Consider the following 20,753-nt stretch of genomic DNA (forward strand, 5'->3'; position numbering starts at 1 on the left):
AAACGCCTCAGGCCCCTTCGGGAAAGCCCTCTCCAAAGCGCACGCACTGCATTTCGCTGAAGAGTTTGCGCAGCGACGGGATCGCCATGCTTGCTATGTGTCCGGGACCGACAACGACGGAAATCTGGCTGACCGGGCAACTCCCACTTTGCTGATGGGACGAGAGGCCGTGGCAGAAATCGCCCTGAGAAGACTCGGCGAGAGAACAGCAGTGGTGGCGGGATTTCTGAACCGTTTGTTTACCTTTCACCCGGTTCACCCCTTGGTAGATGAATTCTCTCATCCTCGACTTCGTGGTCGGGGGATCGCCAGCCATGACCCTGGGTGCAAATTCTGATGAAAAACAGTCCGCAGTATGTCCATAGTGGATCACGAGCCCTCATCGGGAGAATCGGGGGCGCTAATATCAATGGCCCTTACTCGCGGGAGTGGGAATCCCGCCTAGGCCATGTCGCACGTGGCCCGTAATGTCTCGCGACTCGGGTTGGAGGCAAGCAACCTCCACTATCCTGAGCATTTGATCGGAAAGGCGATCGTCCCGCACATTGCGTAGCACCCAGCAAACAGTAGGAATATTCTCATGGCAGATCCTGTTGGCCTTTCCGGGCAGGGTGTGGCGTCACCGTTCCCGCGCTCTCCGTCAGAAATCGTATCCCATGACAATCAACTTCGCCTCTTGGCCGACGCGCTCGTTGCGACGAATCCTACTGAAAAAATGGCACTCCGTCATTCGGGCTGATACTTTGATCAGAAGCGCTGGCGACTGGACTTAGGCGCTTAACCAGTTCGTGACTAATGTCGGATTGCCCCCACTATGAAAATGCCCCTCGTCCTCTTGCTCGCACTAGCAACGGCACTCTCGGCCGCAGACAAGCCTCAACCGGACCAAAAAGGGTTGAACTTCGAGCGCCTCAAGGCCGCCGATGCGAACAAGGACGGCCTGCTGACTGCGGAAGAATTGGGAGAAACGCTCTGGAAGCGCATCTCGCCCTACGACGCTGACGCCAATGGCAAGCTGGATGCCGCAGAATTAGCGGCGCTTGCCGCACCTAAAGGTAACGACAAGAAAAACGAACGTCCCGGCGGCGCCAACTCCTCGTTCACCGTTGACGAACAGCGGGCGAACAATGGCCAAACGCTGCGCTATAGCCTGTTCGTACCGCCGAACGCCACGGAGCCGTTGCCGCTGGTGCTTTGCCTGCATGGCGCGGGGGGCAACACCGCCGCGGCGAATCTGTTGGCGAGCCCGGCGTCGCAGAAGAAGTATCCTTGCGTCGTTCTCGCACCGGCCTGTGACGGGCGCAGCACGCGTTGGGTGGAAAGCTCATTTCGCGGTAAAGAAAAACAGCGCTCGGTCACACCAGAGTTGATGGAAATCCTGGACAAAGTCGTTCAAGAAACGAAGGCCGATCCGAAACGGGTTTACGTAACCGGCCAATCCATGGGAGGCGTCGGCACCTGGGGCCTGATTGCATCCTACCCCGACCGCTTCGCTGCCGCCGTACCGATCTGCGGCATTTGGGAACCTGCGGACGCGCCGAAGATGGCGAAGGTGCCGATCTGGGCTTTCCACGGAGCCAAGGATCCGACGGTGCCTGTCGAAGGTAGCCGCCGCATGATCGCCGCGGTGATGGCTGCCGGCGGGGAACCGAAATACACCGAGTTTCCCGACGTGGGACATGGCAGTTGGGATTCCGCGTATTCCACGGACGGCTTGTGGGAATGGGTGTTTAAGCAGCACCGCTAGCTCCGCAGCCTTCTTCAGTTCAGCATGAGTAACCATCCACATACCGCGAGTACCTGCCCATGCGTTCGGTCGTACTGATTGGCCTGATCTGGCTGAGTGTTCCCGGCCCGTCCGCAGCCCAAAAGCCCGTGGGACAAGAGCACGTCTATCGAAAAACCGAATCGCGTGAGCTGAAGCTCTACGTTGTCTCGCCCGTTGACTGGAAGGCCGAGGACCGACGACCGGCGATTCTATTTTTTCATCACGGCAGTTGGATTGTCGGCGGACCAACGCAATTCAACGAGCAAGGCAAATATCTGGCCACCCGCGGCATGGTAGCTATCCAGGTCGATTATCGCCTCCTCGATCGCAATACCAATGATCCGCCCATTCCTTGCATTGAAGACGCGCGTTCTTCGCTGCGCTGGGTCAGAGCGAACTCAGAGAAACTAGGAATCGACCCCAACCGCATCGCCTCGGGCGGCGGTTCAGCCGGGGGGCACCTGGCGGCGTTTCTCGGAATGATGGATGGCTTTGATGCCCCGGGCGACGACACGACGATCTCCGCCCGCTCAAACGTAATGATTCTTTACGATCCGGCGTTCGACAACGGGCCGGGCAAATGGGGGCACCAGCGGGTCAAGGAGCGTTACAAGGAAATGTCTCCTTTTTACAACGTCGGTCCGAAGCAGCCGCCGAGCCTGATCATCGTCGGAGAGAAAGACGGAATCATTCCGCCGAAAACCGTGCTGGCCTTTGCGGAAGCAATGAAACAAGCTGGCAATCGCTGCGATGCGATCGTCTATCCCGGCAAGCCTCACGATTTCCACAATTGGAATGCCGCCAAGCCCAATCCCGATTATTACGAGACGCTCGAACGGGTCGATCGTTTCCTGATTTCACTCGGTTGGTTGACTGGCGAACCGACGATCAAAATGCCGTCGAAGTGAAGGCCCTAAGCGCTGTGTACATTGCCTCCCTTTCGATGCAGTGCGCCGGTCAAGGAATGACTTCCAGCGAGGCAATTTTGCCCCCCGCGAGCTCGAAGAAGTACCGCAGGTTCACCGGGCTCCCCGGGAAATTACCCTCCAGCCGACACGTGACCACAGTCTTTTCAGCCTGCCGTTCAAGCGTGAGCAGCTCGGTCGTGTACTGGAACTTGGCGGCTGTGTCCGCTTTCCAGTTTTTGATGGCAGCCCGGCCGTTGTAGGTGTGCCCCTCGTCTTTGACGACGGCGTTGTTGGTGAAGCACTGAGCAACGGCGTTTCCGTCTGCCAAATCGGCTTCGAAGTAGGCAGCGATCGGCGCGGGTAGATCCAGAGTCATACGACATCCCTCCAAGTCAAAGTGAACACGGGAAAAATGGGTCAACAATTGACGCCTCTATCCCAGAGACACCTGCGGGATGGAACTGTGACAACTCTCGGGCGAGATTTGTCAATTCAAGCGCAGCGCGGCGCGAACCTGCCCGTCGTCCAGAATCCGCCGCAGCCAGGCGATCTGATCGGGGGGCTGAAGAAACGGATGCTCGCGGAAAATCTCCACGTGTTGTCGTTCCACGAGATCGTCAATATCGCGGACTGCCTCAGCCGCCAATTCCCGCACACGCTGCACCTGGCGAGGAACGAACATCAGATTGTGCGGATCAACGTGCCCGTTCTGAATGAAGCCCCGGGTCTTTTTCGGACAGCGGCAAGGATTGCTGGTGTTCACTAGCCCGCACTGGTTATTCATAAAGCTGTGGAGATCGCGCCGGGCGCGAGCCAGAATCTGACGGAAGTTATCCGGGGTCATCTCCAAGACTTCGGCGCCGACGGTGTCGCTGGCGCCGAGAATAGCGCCCAACGTGAAGATCAAGCGTTGCTTACGGTCCAGGCAGAGCAACATGCCCATTGTGCAGGCATTCTTTGTTTCCTCGACGAGGATCGGAATCTCAACCGGCACGACATTCGGATCGGGTAGGTCTAAGTCAGGAGTGCCGTTAATCGCGTCGCCATAAGCGGCAAACGCCAGCGTTTTCTCTTCGCACCTACGTCGCCGCATGTTCAAGACGTGATTGACAGCGATTCGGTACAGCCAGGTGCGGAACTTGCATTCGCCTTGGAAGGTGCTGAGCCGAGTGACAATCTTGATCAGCACTTCCTGCGTTACCTCTTCGGCGTCCTGCGGCTGAAAGACCATGCGGACCGCAATGTTGAAAACCCACGCCTGATGCCGGAGCAGGAGCTGCTCCAGCGCGGCACGATCTCCCTCCTTGGCTCGCTCGACCAAATCCAGTTCGTCGACTTCATTCTCAATGGCCTCGGCGAATGGATTGACCATGTAACGGCTCCCTTTAACCTCAGCCAATAAACGCGCCACCGTGAAAGGACACTGGCGTCTTAGACACGCGGCAATGCCAAGTGTGACAACCCAGATAGCAAATCGTCCAACGACTGGGGAAGGTGGCTGGACCAGGAACCGCCGCCTTCAAAACAGCAGCGGCTGTTCACAACTGAATGAACGCGAGCAAATCGGCATTGATTTGATCCGCATGCGTGGTCGGCATGCCGTGGGGAAAACCTGGGTAAGTCTTCAGGACCGCTCCTTTCACCAATTGTGCGCTCAACGGGCCTGAGTTCGCATACGGGACAATCTGGTCATCGTCGCCGTGCATGACGAGCGTGGGGACTGTGATCTTCTTCAGGTCCTCCGTGAAGTCTGTTTGGGAGAAGGCAACTATCCCGTCATAGTGCGCCTTCGCGCCACCAGTTCCGAATCACACCCTCGGAGGCCTTCGCGCCGGGACGGTTGAAACCGTAAAACGGCCCGGTCGGCACATCCAGGTAGAACTGCGCCCGGTTGTTGGCTACCTGAGCTTGAAAATCGTCGAACACGTGTTTGGGCAAACCGCCGGGATTCGCCGGAGTCTGGACCATCAGTGGCGGCACCGCGCTGATGAGGACTGCTTTGGCGACGCGACTGGCGCCGTGACGCGCGAGATAGCGAGTGACCTCCCCGCCGCCCGTCGAATGCCCGACGTGGACGGCATTTTGCAAGTCGAGATGCGCTGTAAGCGCCGCCAGATCGTCGGCATAGTGGTCCATGTCGTGCCCGTCGGCAACCTGGCTGGAGCGCCCGTGCCCCCTCCGGTCATGCGCGATGACGCGGTAGCCTCGACTGAGGAAATACATCAGTTGCGAGTCCCAGTCTTCGCTGGACAGGGGCCAGCCATGCGAGAACACGATCGGCTGCCCGCTACCCCAATCCTTGTAATAGATCTCGGTGCCGTCTTTCACGGTGATCGTGCTCATGCTTCGTTCTCCTGGACATACTATAAGCGTGCGTCCTAGGTCCTGGCGATGCTGTAATGCACCGCTTTCACACTCGGGACGCACTCCGTAATCTTGTAGCCGAGCGTCCGTAAGTCGAGGCCCGCCAGTAGGTGTTCCCCGGAGCCGAGCAGGATCGGCGACACGGCCAAGTGGCTCTTCAGCTAAGCGAGCCTGCAGATATTTGCGAATGGTGGCGACGCCGCCAAGGAAGCGAATGTGCTGGCCATGGGCTCATTACTCAATTGGTTTGCCGAATAACAACCAGGTTCGGCCTCTCGCGGGGATCTTAACTCTGACTGTCGCAGTGTCGGTCTTGTCGAGCTGTTGAATGGAAGGCGAAACTCCTTCCACCGACACTTGCACGCGATTCGTCAGTCCCGCGTAATGCAGCGGCACGCGAATTTCTCGTTCGATCGCTGCTGCGAGCGGGTTATAGAAAAAGGCAAGGGCTTTCTCGGTTCCTTGTGGATTGACATGCACAAACCCGTCCCAATCGCGACCATCGGGACGACGCAAGTGGATCAGGTCCGCATCGAGCACTTCGCGATGCTGCTTGTAGAACGTGATCCATTTCTTCACGAGGGCCTTGGTCGTGTCGGTGTCATAGATCCGCGGGCCGCGATAGCAGGCCTGGACGCCGGCCCCGAATAGATTGCTCAAGCGGGCTTCGTAATGGTCCAGATGCTCGTGCAGCGGTTCAATCGAAGCGGCCGCTCCGCCGCCGTGGTATTGCGTCAGCGGCACGAACATCCAGCCCATCGACGACGTCTTTTCCCACGTGCCATCAAAAATGTTCTGTCGCTCAATAATCTCCTGCTCGGCTCGTGGCAGGGACCAGTTGTTCTCCTTGTAGTTCATCGCGCACTTGTTCGAGCCGTTCAGATAGTACCAGTCGGGAATGTTGAGATAGATTCCCTCCGCGCGACACCATTGATAGAACTCGCTGATGGCCTGGTGCTGCACCCACTGCGAATCCTCCAGCCCGCGATGGAAGGGATGATCCAGGCAAGCGCAGGTATCGCCCGGATAAGAGCCATCGTGCTCCAAAATCGCGAAACCGGTGTTTTTCATAAACGATTTGAGTTGCGCGAGATAATCGTGCCCCCATCGGGCGCCGAGGCAAGGCATCACGCCGTAGCGAACCCGTCCGCCGCGACAATTGTCCGCTGCGGTCCCCGCGCCGCGACTGGCGAGCAGCGAGTAGGCGCCGAGTACAATTCCTTTGGACCTGGCATAGTCGGCGACCTCTTTATAAACCGCTTGATATTTTGGATCGCGGCTCTCCATGTTCATCCCGCTGCCGAACGAGAGAATAATCATCTCCACGCCCACTTCGGCTCCTTGGTCAATGATCTTGCGAATGGCAGCGGGGTCGTTCGAGATCAGATGCACCATCACCGGGTTTTCCTGCGTCCAGGGCGCAATGGTGCGATACATCCGCCGCTGAGCCAGGCCACGGCGTTCACGATCGGTGCCGTCGCGCAACAGTTCAAAACTGCGAATCGACGTCAACTCGTCACCGGGAGCGACATCGACATCGGGCCCAAACTCCGGCGCCACTTCGAGCAGGCACGGCGTCTCCAACGGATAGCTCACCTGCGTGCCGTAGCTGCGATCCGGCAGCCACTTCACTGCTTGCTTGTTCGCACTCTTGCCGTTCATCGCCAGGAAGGCGTAGTCGGTCTCGACGTACAAGCTGGGAAACTCCCAATTGATGTTGGGTTCCGTCGCGCTTTCGTTCTCCTGCACCTTCAGCGTTTCGACAATCGTCTTGTTCACACGGACGGGCTTGGCAGAGGTGTTTTTCACTACTAGCCATTTTTCAAGCAGGGGAATGCCGTCGTAAATTGCGTAGCGAATTTGAATCTCCGGCAGATCCTGCCTTGGCTGCGCGGCGACATCGGCCGGCTCCGCGGCACGGAACGTCACTTGCAAAATATGACTGCGGACGAGTTTGTCTCCCTTGGCATCGGGATAGTCTTTCCCATCACCGTTACGCCCAACCTTACCGACGCGAAACGTGGTTGGCTGCTTCGGGCAATCGACGACAGCGATCCGTTGAAACGGCTGCTCGCCCTGTCGCCCCTCGCAAATGGCCTGGCCTTTGTCGAGACGGATCCGCAGCGTCGCGGGCTTCGCTCGATCGAATTTGTGTTCCAGCACACTGCCGTTCACTTCGTAGCATTGTTGATTGGGGCGAACGAGAAACGTGACAGCTCGATCGGACGCGAGCAGCGCCATCCCCGGCCCCCAAGCATTCGAGAGCGTGTCGTCGCCGGCGTCGAGCGTCACTTCCACACTCGTTGCCTCAGCTGGCCAAGGTCGTTCCGCATAGACGGAGGTATCGGGAAGTGCATAAATCTCGCCCGGCTTCCCTTCATTCTCGAACGAGCTCCGCTCGTGCCTGGCACTCGCCTTGGTCTTCCAGCCATCCTTGAGCTTCGTGACGAAAGGCTCGGAGAAGACGACTCTCCCTTTCAGTTCTGCCGCACCATCCGCGGGCGGCGCAAACGACAGCACGACTTGTTTCCCTGGTGCCGGCCAAGGGAGATCGCGCGACAACCACTCGGGTCGTTTCTTCCAAGCGAAACGGGCCGCGAGGGGTTCTTCGCGCCAATCGACGAATTGATACGCGTTGGGAATCGGCCGCAGCTTGTCGATCCATTCCGCCTTGAGATAGTTCTGCAAGGGTTGGCCTTCCAGCCCGCCAATCGGAAACTCGGCGCCATTGAGCGTGACCAGGGCCTCCGGTCCCACGGCGCGGAGTAATTGCTCGCCAGTTACAAGGCTCTGGAAATCAATGGTGGTCGCGTTGGGCGTCAATCGCAGCGTCCGGCGAATCAGGCCATTCTCCAGGACCAGTTCCCGGCGTGGTATGTCTTCGCGAATGGTCGCCTTAAAGGGAGCCGGATTCACGAGCCAATCGGTCGGCGCCTGCGGGGCTACTTCCTGACCAGAAAGTTGGCAGGTCAATGGCAAGAACGCGGCGACGAACAGTGGCAGACAGTGGCAAGGGAGAAACGGCCGGAGAGAGTTGGTCATGTCTTGGTGTTCTGGAATGAGGGACGAGGTTAGTCGCGCACGCATGCGGCGCCCGTATTCTAGCCACGCGTCATGCAGCAAGATCCGCCCATCGTTAGAATGCGTCCGCTGCGAATGAATAACCCTCTCTGTTAGGATTTTCAATGACGCTCAAAACAGTCTTGGCGAAGTCGCTTGGATTTTGCTTGCTGGCGACCAGCGGGGTGCTCGCCGCCGATCCCGTCGTACCCGATTCCGTGCAGTGGGAAACTGGAATCGAGTATGCCAATCCTGACGGTACGCATTTGCAATTGAATCTTGCTCGGCCCAAGGCAGGTGCTGGGCCATTTCCCGCTGTACTCTGCATCCACGGGGGTGGTTTCCGGGCTGGCAAACGCGAATCCTATGACGCGCAGTGCCTCAAATTAGCCGAGCGCGGTTACGTGGCAGCGACCATCACCTACCGACTGGCGCCGCAGCAGAAGTTCCCAGCCGCAGTCCACGACACCAAGGCCGCCGTTCGCTGGCTGCGCGCGAATGCGAAGGCCCACAAAATCAATCCGGACAAGATCGGAGTCACGGGCGGTTCCGCCGGCGGCCATCTGGCCCAGTTCCTGGCCGTCACCGCAAACGTGCCACAGTTTGAGGGGACCGGCGGAAATGCAGATCAATCGAGCCGTGTGAGCTGTGTGGTTAACGTCTATGGTCCTAGCGACTTCACTCAATCCTATGGAAAGAGCGTTGATGCACACGAAGTGCTTCCCCTCTGGTTCGGCGGCAATCTGGAGACGGCGCGGGCGTTGCACATTCAAGGCAGCCCACTCTATTGGGTCACTCCGAATGCCGCGCCGACGCTCTGCATTCACGGCACGGAAGATAAGTACGTCGCGCACGAGCAAGCCGTTTGGCTCGTTGATAAGCTCAAGGCGGCGACCGTTGAAGCTGAACTGCTAACGCTTCCCGGCGCGGGCCACGGCTTCAAGGGAGCGGATGCCGAGAAGGCCGAAGCCGCCTTACTGGAGTTTTTTGCGAAGCATTTGAAATGACCGCAGCCGACCCACAAGCGATACAAACTCGAAACGGCCTCAGCAGGAAACCCAACAATGTGTCGCGAACTGCCGACAATTTTGATCCTGGTTGGATCCTTGTTCTGTTGGTTAATGCCCGGCGAGAGTTCCATTGCGGGTGAGCGATCACAATTGCCGGATGACCGGCCGAACGTGGTAATTATTTTCGCGGACGACAAGTAGCAACCGATCGATTCGTCAGACGCTAATTGCACCAAAACGTGGCTTAAACTGCGGTTATGCTGACCGTTCCCAGGACTACCGAATTGGTGGCAATTACCGTCGATTCAGGCGTAATCCGTTGAATTAACTACACATTGCTACAGTGCGAAGAGTTCGCAGGTTCAAATCCTGTCACCCCGACTGACATTTCCTAACAAGCCATTCTTCTCGTCGCAAACAAACGAACGATCCACGCCGTAACACGATTCCGGCGGTGTGTTTTCTTTGGTTTTAGGAATTCTCTGCCCGTAGGTCCGTCGTAGATTTCGATGGGGAGCGGCCAACTGCCCATCGTCAGTTCCCCGGCTATCGCGCGATTAACGAACTTCGGCCCCCACTTGGTCGCATTGCCGGTGAACTCTCGCTCGAATCGCAAACAGATTTAAGTTCACTGATTCTAGCTCGCGTGGAATCGCACGACATCTATCCGGCAATTTCGTAAGAGTTCAGTGCTCTTCGGCAAAAGGAAATTTTGCTTCGCAAACGATTGACGCAGCAAGAGACTTCGAGGCCATCGATTTTCGAAGCGACCGACGAAGTCGAAGCATGTATGGAAAGCCTTGCCGAGATTGAATCACTCGCTCAATCGGCGAACAGCTACGCAGAAACTTGCTGAGTGCGGAAGTCCCATTCATACTCGGTGACGTACCCATTGCTGAGCGCCGTGCGGGTGAGCCGGTTCCCTTCGTCATCGTAGGTGTAGTTGTAGATTCCGTCGGTATCGAGCTGATTGTTCGGATTGACGTGGTAGCCCGACATGATCCGGTTGCCGTTTTCGTCGTACTCGTACGACTCATCCGTCGCCGTGCTGTGGTCGGCGCCCGTGAGCTGGTTCGTGTCGTCGTGCGTGTAGTTGCTGAGGCCGTCGAGATACGAATCGATCGACAGAATCTGGCTGGCTGCTTCCTTGCGAGATTAGTCAAAAACTGCAATAGATCTAGCTATATCATCGCCTTTTCCTTTCTCATCAATCCCGTTCGGCCCACAGCTATAGATTTCTATATGCTCAGGATTTGTCTTCATTATGACGATGCGGCTGCCCCAGGCATCTTTGTCCCAGTCTGGCCGAACGGCCTCATTCTGATTGGCAGCAAGCTTGGCTTGAAGCAGTCGGTAGATTCCATCTGGATCCGCTCGAAAGGCATCATTACCCATGGATCGCAAGCTATTGCTATAGCGATTTAGCTTTAGCGTCGTCGAATACACCTCTTGTTGATATCGCGACAGCTGGATCTGCACAAAGCCAATCACTGCTGCTATTGCCGCGACTACGGCCAGCAATAGGGCACATACAACGAGCACACCAGCAGGATTATATTTGCGTGTAAAAGCCATGGCTTACTGAAAGATCCTTTTTAGTCCTGCTGGAGCTTTGAGTGTAACATCAATTCCAACGATTTGCTTAATGAGCTTCTCATAGAGGCATTTAAGCTTGTCGTGTGAGAACTTGATCTTCAACTTTTCACCAACGTCTGTTATGTCTGCATCGGTAATCGCGCCCCGATTAAACCCCATGACATACACGTCGGTTGACGAATAGCGATCCAGGTTCTTCCACGCGGAATCCCATCTTGTTTGAATGTCAAGTGGATCAGTAGCTAGCCCGTTCCGAATCCTGTCTTCAAAGTCGCGAAGCAGATTTGACTCCTCCAAAAGATGAACTCCCGCGTACGCTAAGCCCTCGATGAGCCTAAGCCTACGGTAGCCCAGCTGTGTGATGTTTAAGTACCAATTATTCTTGTCGTCCAACGCATGAATTAGCTCATGGATGACAAGACCTGGTTCGGCATCTTCAGCCATCCCATTGATTTGCAGCGTGTCATCATAGGAGGAATAGAATGCGGCAGCGCCTTGCACAAGACTGGTGCCAATTCGAGAATCTTGAACTGTAATCCGCCCGAGAACGCTTGTTGCGTTCTTGAAAAAGCCTTCGATACCTGCTGGCTGGTAGTAAAGGTATGCAGAATGCTTCCGGTCTTCGGCTACGACCTTTGCGGTGATAATTCGCTTTGCGGCAGCACGCGCTCTGCGATAGAACGCCGCGGAGGCACCAGGACGGAGTCCGTTCGGGTCTGCCATTAGCGTTGGTTGATTGCCCACATACCTCGCGATATTAGCATCGCCGGCGCTGAAACCGATCGGGTCTTCGCTGATCCATCTGCCGATAGCCGGATCGTACCAGCGGTTGAGGTTGTTTTGTAAACCAGTCGTTTCATCCAGAGGTCGGCTGGTATAACCGAAGAGAAGATCGATGGCCGAGTTTGATTCGTTGGTCAGGTTTCCGAAGGAGTCGTACTCGCGGTGGTTCGCAACTGTGGCATCGTCGGTGCCGCTGTTGTAGCTGACTAGGTCGCGCTGGGTACCGAGGTGGTCGCCGACAGGCCAGATGACATCGCCTGCGCTGCCGAGGCTGGTGACGGCTTCGTCGGCGAAGAGCTGGTCGACCTGATCACCCCACAGGTAGCGGTGGGAGAGGTCGGCGGTTGCGTTGCCGTCGAACTGCAAGGCGATCTGGCCGTTCTCGTAGGCGAAGAACGTGTCGACCGGGGCCGCAATGCCGGGGCCATCCGCGTCGAAGTTACGGCGGATCCACTGGTTGAGGGCATCGTAGCTGTTGGTGGTGACTTGCAGGATGTTATTCGAGTTGTCCTTCTCGGTCACCTTCGTCAGGCGGTTACGGAAGTCCCATTCATACTCGGTGACGTACCCGTTGCTGATCTTCGTCCGGGTGAGCCGATTACCTTCATCGTCGTAGGTATAGTTGTAGGTGCCGTCGGTATCGACCTGATTGTTCGGATTGATGTGGTAGCCCGACATGATCCGGTTGCCGTTTTCGTCGTACTCGTACGACTCATCCGTCGCCGTGCTGTGGTCGGCGCCCGTGAGCTGGTTCGTGTCGTCGTGCGTGTAGTTGCTGAGGCCATCGAGATACGAATCGATCGACAGAATCCGGCTGGCTGCATCGTAGGCATACTGATAACCAGCCAGCGGATCGGTCCCCCAGCCGGTCGGCGTGGTGGTCGTTTCCGCATGCACCAACTTGAGCAGCCGGTTTAGGTTGTCGTAGCTGTAATGCGAGCTGGCCACGAACTCCGACTGGTCGGCCGACGCGTAACGATCAAGACGCGTGTATTGCCCCAGCGAGTTGTAGTTGATTTCGATCCGCTTGTTTGCCACCGCGTTGTCGGCGCCGCTCTGCTGAATTAGCGTCGAGAGCCGTTGCAGGTCGTCGTAGGCATACGTGTTCTGGAAGTCTTCATCCCCATCGAGAATCGCTTGCAAGAGTTCACGCCGACTGGCCGAGTTGTACTGACTGACGAACTCGATCTCTGGCGTCAGTCCGGCCAGGTTCTGCACGTAGCCGGTCACGCGTCCCAGGGTGTCGTACGTGTACTCGTAGGTCGCATCAGGATCGCTGATCTCCTCCAGATCGCCATCATCGTTGAAGGTCGAAGCAATCGTCCGCACCAGGTTACTGTTGGTCAGATTGCCAGCCTGGGACTGCAGCGGCGCGAGGTTGGCACCCGAGTAAGCGCCGGTGAACGTGATCGTCCAAGGTCCGCCGGTCGAACCAGACACCGAAACGGTGCCCGCGCCCGACAACGCCTCGAGCGCTGCATCGACTTCGCCGGTGGTGGCATCCCAATCGAGCGCCGCCGTGCTCGCTCCGCCGAAGCCGAGCGTGAACGTACCGCCGGTTGTATTGCTGAGCGTGACCACCTGAACCTCGTCTACCTTCGCGCCGGTCGTATCGGTGGCTTCCACCTCTGTCCCCGGAGCACCGATTCCATTATAGACCGAGGCAGCGTCAATGCTAATTTGAGAGACGTTGGTTCCGGCCAGGGCGCCGGTAAAGGTGATCTGCCACTCTTGGTGCGTGATGCTGTTGGCGACCTTCATTACCGACACGTCACCGCTGTCGATGTTGCTGAGAGCCACCAGCGCCGCCTGCACCGTGGCTGCATTCGCGCTGTAAGGAATGGCGGAAGTCGTCTGGCCGCCGAACGTCAGCGTGAACGTCCCCGACTGGAAGGGCGTCGAATCCGAGAAGCCCACCCGCTGCACCTCGTTAGTCGTCGAGCCATCGGAGGTCGAGATGCCGACACTGGGACGTGCTCCGCCCCACCATTCTTCCGCTGTCTGCCGGTTGAGATGGTCGTACTCGTAGATCATGACTCGTTCGTTGCGGTCCGTACGCTGCCGCAGATTTCCAGCCGCGTCGTACACGAAGGAGCGGCTGTCGCCGAGTTGGTTCTTCTCTTCGACCATCCGGTTCAGTTTGTCGTAAACCCACTCGGTGGTATTGTTCACCGGATCGGTCAGGAACTTCAGGTTCCCGGCGCTGTCGTACTGGTAGGTCGTCGCTCCCTGCAACGCATCCTGGCTGGAAGTACGCCGATTCAGCGCATCGTACTCGTAGTTCGTCGCATGCAAGAGCGGATCGAGGACCTGCAGCAGGCTCCCCGTCAGCGAGTACTGATATTGGGTAACGGGAGAGGCCTGACCACCAACACCGTCTGGATCGGGTTGCGTGATCATGAGCGTACGACCGAAATTGTCGTACTCATAGGTCGTGATATTGCCGAGAGCATCCGTGGAGTTGAGCAACTGGCCTGCCGCATCATATTCCCGTTCACTGACCGGCGCCGCTAAACCGCCCACGCCATCCGGATCGGGTTGCGTGACCTTGATCAGGTTGTCGAGATCATCGTAGTCATACGTCGTGATGTTGCCGAGCGCGTCCTTATCCGTCTCTTTCCGGCTGGCCACATCGTAGGTCGCTTCCAACTGCGGCCGAGCCAAGCCACCAGCGCCATCCGGATCAGGGAGTTTCGTGACGGTTAGTCGACCCAGGTCGTCATAGATGTACTCCGTCACCCGGCTTCCTGGCGCCGTCACCTTAGTCAACTGGCCCGCAACATCGAACTCATATTCGGTCACAAGCGCAGTCAAGCCGCCAGCACCATCCGGATCGGCCGTGGTGACTTTCACCTGGCGATCGCGGTTGTCGTATTCGTAGCTGGTGACGTTGCCCAGCGGATCGGTGACCGCCAGCAGGTGCCCGGCCAGATCATACGCATACTCGGTCACCGGCGCCGTGAGCGAACCACCACCATCGGGATCGGGCTGCGTGACTCTCACCAACCGGCCAAGCAGATCGTATTCACGTGTAGTGACACCGCCATTGGCGTCCTTCGCACTGATCAGATTCCCCGCCACGTCGAACACTTGGTATATGATCGGTGAGGTCTGCAGTCCCACACCATCGGGATCAGGCAACGTGATCTTGAGATTCTGACTGAAGTTCGTGTACTCATAGGTCGTGACGTTCCCTAGGGCATCGGTCGTGGAGATCGCACGCCCCAAGCCATCGTAGGAGGTTTGCGTGATGGGATTCACCAGCTCCGCGGCCACGCCGGCCGTGTCGGTGCTCACCGAAGGAGTAGCGCCAAGAGTGCCCGTGATGTCCGACACGGTCATCTGCACCACATTCGTGCCCGCCAGATTGCCGCGGAACGTGACGGTTGCTGCCGTGCTGGTGTGGGTCACCTTGGTATTACCAGCGCCCCACAGGCTGTCGAGCGCTGTCTGCAGACCACTCAGATCGGTCAGGTCAATCACGGCGGAATTGCTGTTGCCGTTGAGCTTGAAGTTGCCAACGGTGCCACTGTCGAAGTCAATAACCTGCACTTCATTGATGGCCGTCGTTGGATCAGCCACCTCGGGCATCGTGACTTTGGTCTGCCGACCCAGCTTGTCATAGGTGTAGGTCGTCTCCCGACCTAACGGATCGATCGTCGAGGCAACTAGCCCGCGGTCATCGAAGGTGGTGGTCGTGGTGGTCAGTTCGCTATCACCATCGTGATCGGGGCGTTCCACTTTGGTGACGCGGCTCTGCTTGTCGTACGTGTAGATCGTCTCCCGATCAAGCGGATCGATTTCTTTGGTGCGGCGATTGCGCGCGTCGTATTCATACTTCCATTCGGGGCGAGCCAGTGGGTCACCACCATCCGGATCGGGCAGAGTGGTTTTGGTCAGCCGCCCCAGCAAGTCATAGTCGTAATCCGTCCGCCGCGATAATTCGTCGAGTTCATAATCGACGGTCCCATCCGCGTTGTAGTACGTGTAGGCCGTCGCTTCGTCGGCCGTACCCTCGGCATAGGTAACCGAGGTAACATCGCCCCGAGCGTTGTAGGTATAGGCCGTCACGCGCCCTAGCGGATCAGTCATAGTCTCGACCAACCCCGCCGGTGGATCGGCTGGATCGCTGGGCGCTGCAGTATACGTGTAACCCGTGACGATGTCGTCCGTTTCGAGATTGACGAGATCGTCGACTTCGCCAATCACTTGGCGCACTTCGGTGTTGAGGCCTGTGAGCGGATCAACCGTGTAAAGCGTCGTCAGTCCACGTTCATTGACATAGGAGGTGGGTACATTCCAGGTCGCATCGTATTCCCAAGTCCGCACGCCCGAGTTGGGCAACGTCATCTTCAGAAGATTCCCCTGCGTATCGTACTGATAGCGGGTGATCATCGTTTCGGGACCAGCGCCATCTGGATCCGGATCTGTTTGCTTCGTGATCCGCCCGTTAGCATCCCGCTCGTAGAGCGTCACGTTTCCTTCAGCATCCGTCATCTGCACTGGCAGACCCAGCGCGCCCAACACGTAAGTCGTGAGTTCGCCATTTTCATCCTCGGAAGTAGCCACGACGTCACTGGCCGGCTTGAGGCTCTCGGGATTTAGGGATGTTCCGTACCCGGCGCGTGGCAGCGTGGACGTCAGTGAATTTACAAATGTTTCTGTGGAACCATCTTGATTTTCGCGTGCGGTCAAGGCGCCGGCGGAATCATAGGTAAACGTCATCGTGTCGCTGCCATCGGCGACCGTTTTCAAGTAGCCATCTTCGTATGTGAAGCTAGTCACTAAGGCGCTGAGTGGGCCGCCACCGTCGGGATCAGGATAGGTGATCGTTTTCAGCTGATCATCTTCGTAGCCAAACGCGACACTGCGGCCGTCGAAGTCCGTGAGGCCAGCTAGTCGTTGATCGACATAGTCGTAGGTGAGCGTGCGGCCATCGTATTCTTCGACCTCCAACAGGTCATCTGCTTTCGAGTCGCCATCCGCATTGGTGTAAACGAAGGTCGTTTTTCGTCCCTGCGTATCAGTCTTTTCCGTTACCAGGCCCAATGAGTTAAACAGCAACTCATTTCCCCGGCGATCTGAGATCGTGAAGGTGCCATCGGAATTGTCAACCAACTCCGAGAAATCCTGATCACCCTGGGGACGCTTGAAGTTAGCTCCGTCTTTCTTAAACCACAGGAGGCGATCGCCCATATGCTGCCACAGCGCACCTTCAGGGGTGATGGTCAGTCGGTCGATGGCGGCAATCGACCAACCAGCACTGAGCAACGCATTCGAAGGACCCGAGACCAAGGAATTTCCAGTCACGTCGTAGGACACCGTGTGGCCGCCGGCGTAATTTTCGGTGATCGGGATGCTCCACTCGGCCAGCCCAGTATCGAGCGCTGTGATGTCGAGCAAATCGCTGACGCGAAATCCCTGGCCTGGTGAGATACCGGCAGTGGAATACACCTGCCCATTCACTTCCACCGTGTCTGGAACTAACGCACCTTCCAAGAAAGACATGTCCAAAGACATGACCGCCGGGCGGAACTCATTCGTCGAATAACGCGGCATGTACATCGCGGCCATCGCCGATGGACTTGGTGGCGTCACCACGTTGTTGCCAGTTTGCAGATTTTCACTGCTCTGTGAGCCGTCTGGCGTTGCCAGGCAGGCACAGACCGGGTTCGATATTTCGACAGTGACCGTTGTCTTCGTGCCGGTTTGACCGCCCGCCGCATACATCGTCACGTTGTCTAGGAAGGTTCCTAGCGTGTCTCTGTACGTCTCATACTCAGATTCAGACAGCCCGGTCAGCGCCGTTCCGCTGACATCGGCAAACTTGATTGTTGCGGTGCTGCTTTTCGCCACGAATGAAATCGTATGGGTTTCCCATGCAGTCGAGCCGGGGGTGAAAACTTCGGTATAGTTCGTGGCACCGTTGTTGACGGTCACCTGCATCGTATTGTCTTTCAAGTCGAGCCCCTCCCGAGCGGCCAGAGCGAACGACAGAACATAAGTCTGGTCCACAATCGTGGCGATCGATTGTTCAATCGCCGAAGCGCTATTTTCTCCTTCCGCACTTAGACCGCCTCCCCCGGGGCCATCTTCATCTGCATCCAACTCGATGTAGTTGTCACCGTAAGGAGTAGAAGTCACCGTTTCATGCTGGACTTCAATCCGAGGGCCCGACACCAGATTCCACCCAGGCAATCCGTAAAAGATGTTCCAGGTCGCGTCTTCCGGAAATTGACCACCACCGAGATCCTCGAAACTCCCGTTGACGACCAGATTCACGCCGTTCACCTGCGTCACGTGCACCGTGGTGAACGTGAAGGTATAGCTGCTGGTGCCACCAACCGAGATTCCGATCGTGGGAGTCACATCGCCCGGCACTTGAAACCCATGATCGATTGCGACCGGATCGCCGCCCTCACCGGGTACCAAGGTCGGGTCATCCGGATTCAGCGGATCGACCGAGTCACCCCAGTCGATCACGTAATCGATGAACGGGATGTCCGAGCTCAAAGTGAGGTTATACGAATGCCCTTGGGTCGCTGTGGCCGCTCCCGACACTTGGAACGCAGCCGGAATCGCTACTGCGAAGTACGACGTATCCACGTCTAAGCCATTGCTGGTCTCGATCTCGAACACGTAGTTGGTCGTTCCCAGGAACGTGAAGACGTTGGGATCGATGACCGTAATCACACCCGTGGAACTGATCGCCAGGCCACCCGCCACAGCTTCCGAAACGAACTGGAACGAATGGGTATCGCCATCATCGTCCAAGACGGGGACGGTCCCCAGCACCTGCCCCAGCTCCAACGGTGCCTGCACGATATACAACAGATCCTGCGCATCCAGGTCATCATCAATGCCCGACACCGTGATCGTCACGGTTGCTGTGTCGGTCTCCAGCAGCGAATTGCGCAGCGTGTAAGTAAAGGAGTCGTTCGCCGACTGCGAGCCGTTCAGCGCCTGCAGCGTCTGCGAAGTCTGCGGATAGTAATCGAAGGTTCCATTCGATCGAACGACAACCTTCGCTCCCAACGTACTGGTCAACACGGCCGGAACTGGGGTTCTGCTTTGGCCGAGGTCAGTGATGTCGTTGGCATTCAACTCAAAGCCGGTCGAAGAGCTGAAAGGATCGGCGTCTTCATTCGTTGAATAGCTGTCGTTGACTGCCTCCGGCGGATCGACGAGCACGGTATCGGTACCGCTGTCGTAACCAGGAAACGCATCGACCGCAGCACCGCCTCGCAGTGTATCGTTGCCCGTGCCACCAGTCAGCGAGTCTTCGCCGTCGCCGCCCGACAGGCTGTCGTTGCCAGCTCCGCCTTCTAACGTGTCATTGCCCCCGCCACCCGTCAGCGTGTCATCGCCGTCGCCGCCGTAGAGTAAGTCGTTGGCAGCACCACCCGTGATCGTGTCGTTCCCGGTTCCACCGTAGACGCGAATGACCGCGGCCACGTCACTATCGGTCGCGATTGTGTCATTACCGCCGTGCGTCTCGATGCGGAACTCCACACTCGACGTCAACCCCGTGATACCCGTCGTGTCGAAGTTGGTTTCGACGTGCGTATTACTCCCGCTCTTCGTGATCGTCACGGTGTCGGCAGCGGTATCGCTGCCATGAACGTGAATGTAAGTCGTCCCCGACGCGCTCGTCTGGAAGATGCCACCTTCGAAGAGCAGCTTATTGTTGGCAGTGGTGGTGTCTCCCGTCACGGCTGTATCGTCGAGCACGACGAGCAAGCGGTAGTCTGACAGGCTATTCACTCCGGTCGGAGTGACCGTTGCTGTTTGGGTGGCTCCCAGCGTCACGTTGCCCGGCGTGGTCGTTGAAGCAAGCAGTGTACCCGGAGTCGTGCCATCTGAAGTCGTATAGATCTTGAGGGGAATTGCGACCGGTGTTTGGCTCACGGTCACAACGTAATCAACCTTCCAGTTGGAGCCATCTGCGTAGAAGCCCGTCACCTCGACTTCGGGCGGAGGCGGTACGATGTACTCGTACGCGCCGATGTCGTACTGCGCTGTGCCGCTCGAATCGCCATCCTGCGGACGCGACTCGTTACGCTGATCGACACCCGGCGCACCCGATGAGGTGCCCGCATCGATGGCTGGGCTATTGCTGGCCAGCGCGTGGGTATACGTCGGACCGCCATTGTTCGCGAGTGAACCGATCTGAGGGTTAACCCCCAGCTGGTTGCCTGTCGTGGTCCCGGTGATGAACGAACTGATCGAAGAGAGGCTGAAGAGGTTGTAGCCACCGCTGTTGATGGTGTGGCCGCCCGAGCCTCCCAGGTCTGCGGACGTGCCGCTGCCTGCGGTACTCCCCGCCATGATCGTGTTCTTCATCGCCACCGATGAGAAGCCGCCCACATAGAAGGCGCCACCCGCGCCCGACGCGCTATTGTTGGCGAACGTGCTGTTCACAGACGAAGACGTCGTGTTGCCGCTGCTGAGATAAACGCCGCCTCCCGTGGCGGCAGAGTTTCCGGAGATCGTGGAGTTCGAGAAGGAGATCGCAGAAGTCGTGTTCCAAAGACCGCCACCATTGCGATAGGCGCTGTTGCCCGAAAGTGTCGAGCGGACCAGACTGAGCGGCTGATACGTGAAGATGCCACCACCTTCACCGAGATTAACGTTTGTGGAAGGAGCTGTGTTTCCGGAGATGGTGGACTCGGTTAGAGTAATCGCCGCGCTACCACCAGTCCGATACACACCGCCGCCCGTGCCGGCCGTGTTGTTGCTAATCGTCAATCCTGTAATGCCAACAGCTGACGAAGGGGCATTGACATACAAACCACCGCCTTGGCGGACTGCTTCATTGTTGGTTATGGAACCGCCAGTGATGGCAAGACTCACGCTACTCACTGCCACGCCGCCACCATCTTGGCCCGCGTAGTTATCGTCGACCGTAACTGAATCAAGTGTGAGCGAACCGCTGCCCATGTAGAGGCCGCCGCCATCGTAGCCGCTCGCAGTTGAATTGCCCGAAATCTCGGAATTCGAGATCGAAACCGTCACGCCGCTCAAATACAGGCCAGCACCAAATCGCGACGTGTTGTTATCGCGGATGATCGTGTCGGTGATCGTAAGCGACCCGCCCGACGTGGCCGCGATACCACCTCCTTGATAGCCGATATTATCCTCGATAACGCAGTCGTCGATGGTGATCGTTGAGTTGTAGCCCTGGATGCCCGCACCCGAAGGACGACTCCCTGTGGAACCACCGTTTTTGATTGTCAAATCATTAAACGTCGCGGTCACTGTCCA

Annotated in this window: 12 protein-coding genes; 3 read left to right on the plus strand and 9 right to left on the minus strand. The window is 57.5% G+C overall.

What is annotated here, in order from left to right:
- Positions 1-7 precede the first annotated feature (7 nt).
- Positions 8-283, minus strand: a complete 276-nt coding sequence (locus M9Q49_RS11815) for a hypothetical protein (RefSeq protein ID WP_254508949.1) — start codon at positions 281-283, stop codon at positions 8-10.
- A gap of 531 nt (positions 284-814) precedes the next feature.
- On the opposite strand from M9Q49_RS11815, the gene M9Q49_RS11820 reads away from it, so the two are divergent.
- Both M9Q49_RS11820 and M9Q49_RS11825 read left to right on the plus strand, forming a co-directional pair.
- Positions 815-1,747 carry a carboxylesterase family protein gene (locus M9Q49_RS11820; RefSeq protein ID WP_254508950.1) on the plus strand — a complete coding sequence of 311 codons (933 nt, stop codon included), beginning with the start codon at positions 815-817 and terminating at the stop codon, positions 1,745-1,747.
- Between the two features lie 59 nt (positions 1,748-1,806).
- Complete coding sequence (locus M9Q49_RS11825; RefSeq protein WP_254508951.1) at positions 1,807-2,676, plus strand: alpha/beta hydrolase; 870 nt, start codon at positions 1,807-1,809, stop codon at positions 2,674-2,676.
- 49 nt (positions 2,677-2,725) lie between these two features.
- Here M9Q49_RS11825 and M9Q49_RS11830 read toward each other — a convergent pair whose 3' ends face one another.
- The 5 genes from M9Q49_RS11830 to M9Q49_RS11850 form a co-directional block, all read right to left on the minus strand.
- Positions 2,726-3,052: a nuclear transport factor 2 family protein gene (locus M9Q49_RS11830; protein ID WP_254508952.1), complete on the minus strand. Its 327-nt coding sequence runs from the start codon at positions 3,050-3,052 to the stop codon at positions 2,726-2,728.
- Positions 3,053-3,163: 111 nt separating this feature from the next.
- Entirely contained in the window at positions 3,164-4,048 is an 885-nt protein-coding gene (locus tag M9Q49_RS11835; RefSeq protein WP_254508953.1) for an RNA polymerase sigma factor, read from the minus strand.
- 166 nt (positions 4,049-4,214) lie between these two features.
- Positions 4,215-4,448, minus strand: a complete 234-nt coding sequence (locus tag M9Q49_RS36285; protein WP_315861198.1) for an alpha/beta hydrolase — start codon at positions 4,446-4,448, stop codon at positions 4,215-4,217.
- 4 nt (positions 4,449-4,452) lie between these two features.
- Positions 4,453-5,019 (minus strand): alpha/beta fold hydrolase, encoded by a 567-nt coding sequence (locus tag M9Q49_RS11845; protein ID WP_254508954.1) that lies wholly within the window; start codon positions 5,017-5,019, stop codon positions 4,453-4,455.
- A gap of 255 nt (positions 5,020-5,274) precedes the next feature.
- Entirely contained in the window at positions 5,275-8,082 is a 2,808-nt protein-coding gene (locus M9Q49_RS11850) for a hypothetical protein (RefSeq protein ID WP_254508955.1), read from the minus strand.
- Between the two features lie 143 nt (positions 8,083-8,225).
- Here M9Q49_RS11850 and M9Q49_RS11855 point away from each other — a divergent pair, with 143 nt between their 5' ends.
- Positions 8,226-9,107, plus strand: coding sequence for an alpha/beta hydrolase (locus M9Q49_RS11855; protein WP_254508956.1), 882 nt, complete (start codon positions 8,226-8,228; stop codon positions 9,105-9,107).
- An 840-nt stretch (positions 9,108-9,947) separates the two neighbouring features.
- Here the strand turns inward: M9Q49_RS11855 and M9Q49_RS11860 are convergent.
- The 3 genes from M9Q49_RS11860 to M9Q49_RS11870 all read right to left on the minus strand — a co-directional run bounded on the left by M9Q49_RS11860 (position 9,948) and on the right by M9Q49_RS11870 (position 20,747).
- On the minus strand, positions 9,948-10,109 hold the full coding sequence (locus tag M9Q49_RS11860; RefSeq protein WP_254508957.1) for a hypothetical protein: 162 nt from the start codon (positions 10,107-10,109) through the stop codon (positions 9,948-9,950).
- A gap of 156 nt (positions 10,110-10,265) precedes the next feature.
- Positions 10,266-10,685, minus strand: a complete 420-nt coding sequence (locus M9Q49_RS11865; RefSeq protein WP_254508958.1) for a hypothetical protein — start codon at positions 10,683-10,685, stop codon at positions 10,266-10,268.
- A gap of 3 nt (positions 10,686-10,688) precedes the next feature.
- Positions 10,689-20,747 (minus strand): choice-of-anchor Q domain-containing protein, encoded by a 10,059-nt coding sequence (locus M9Q49_RS11870; protein WP_254508959.1) that lies wholly within the window; start codon positions 20,745-20,747, stop codon positions 10,689-10,691.
- Positions 20,748-20,753: the final 6 nt, after the last annotated feature.

The organism is Anatilimnocola floriformis (assembly GCF_024256385.1).
In the GTDB taxonomy this organism is placed as follows: domain Bacteria; phylum Planctomycetota; class Planctomycetia; order Pirellulales; family Pirellulaceae; genus Anatilimnocola; species Anatilimnocola floriformis.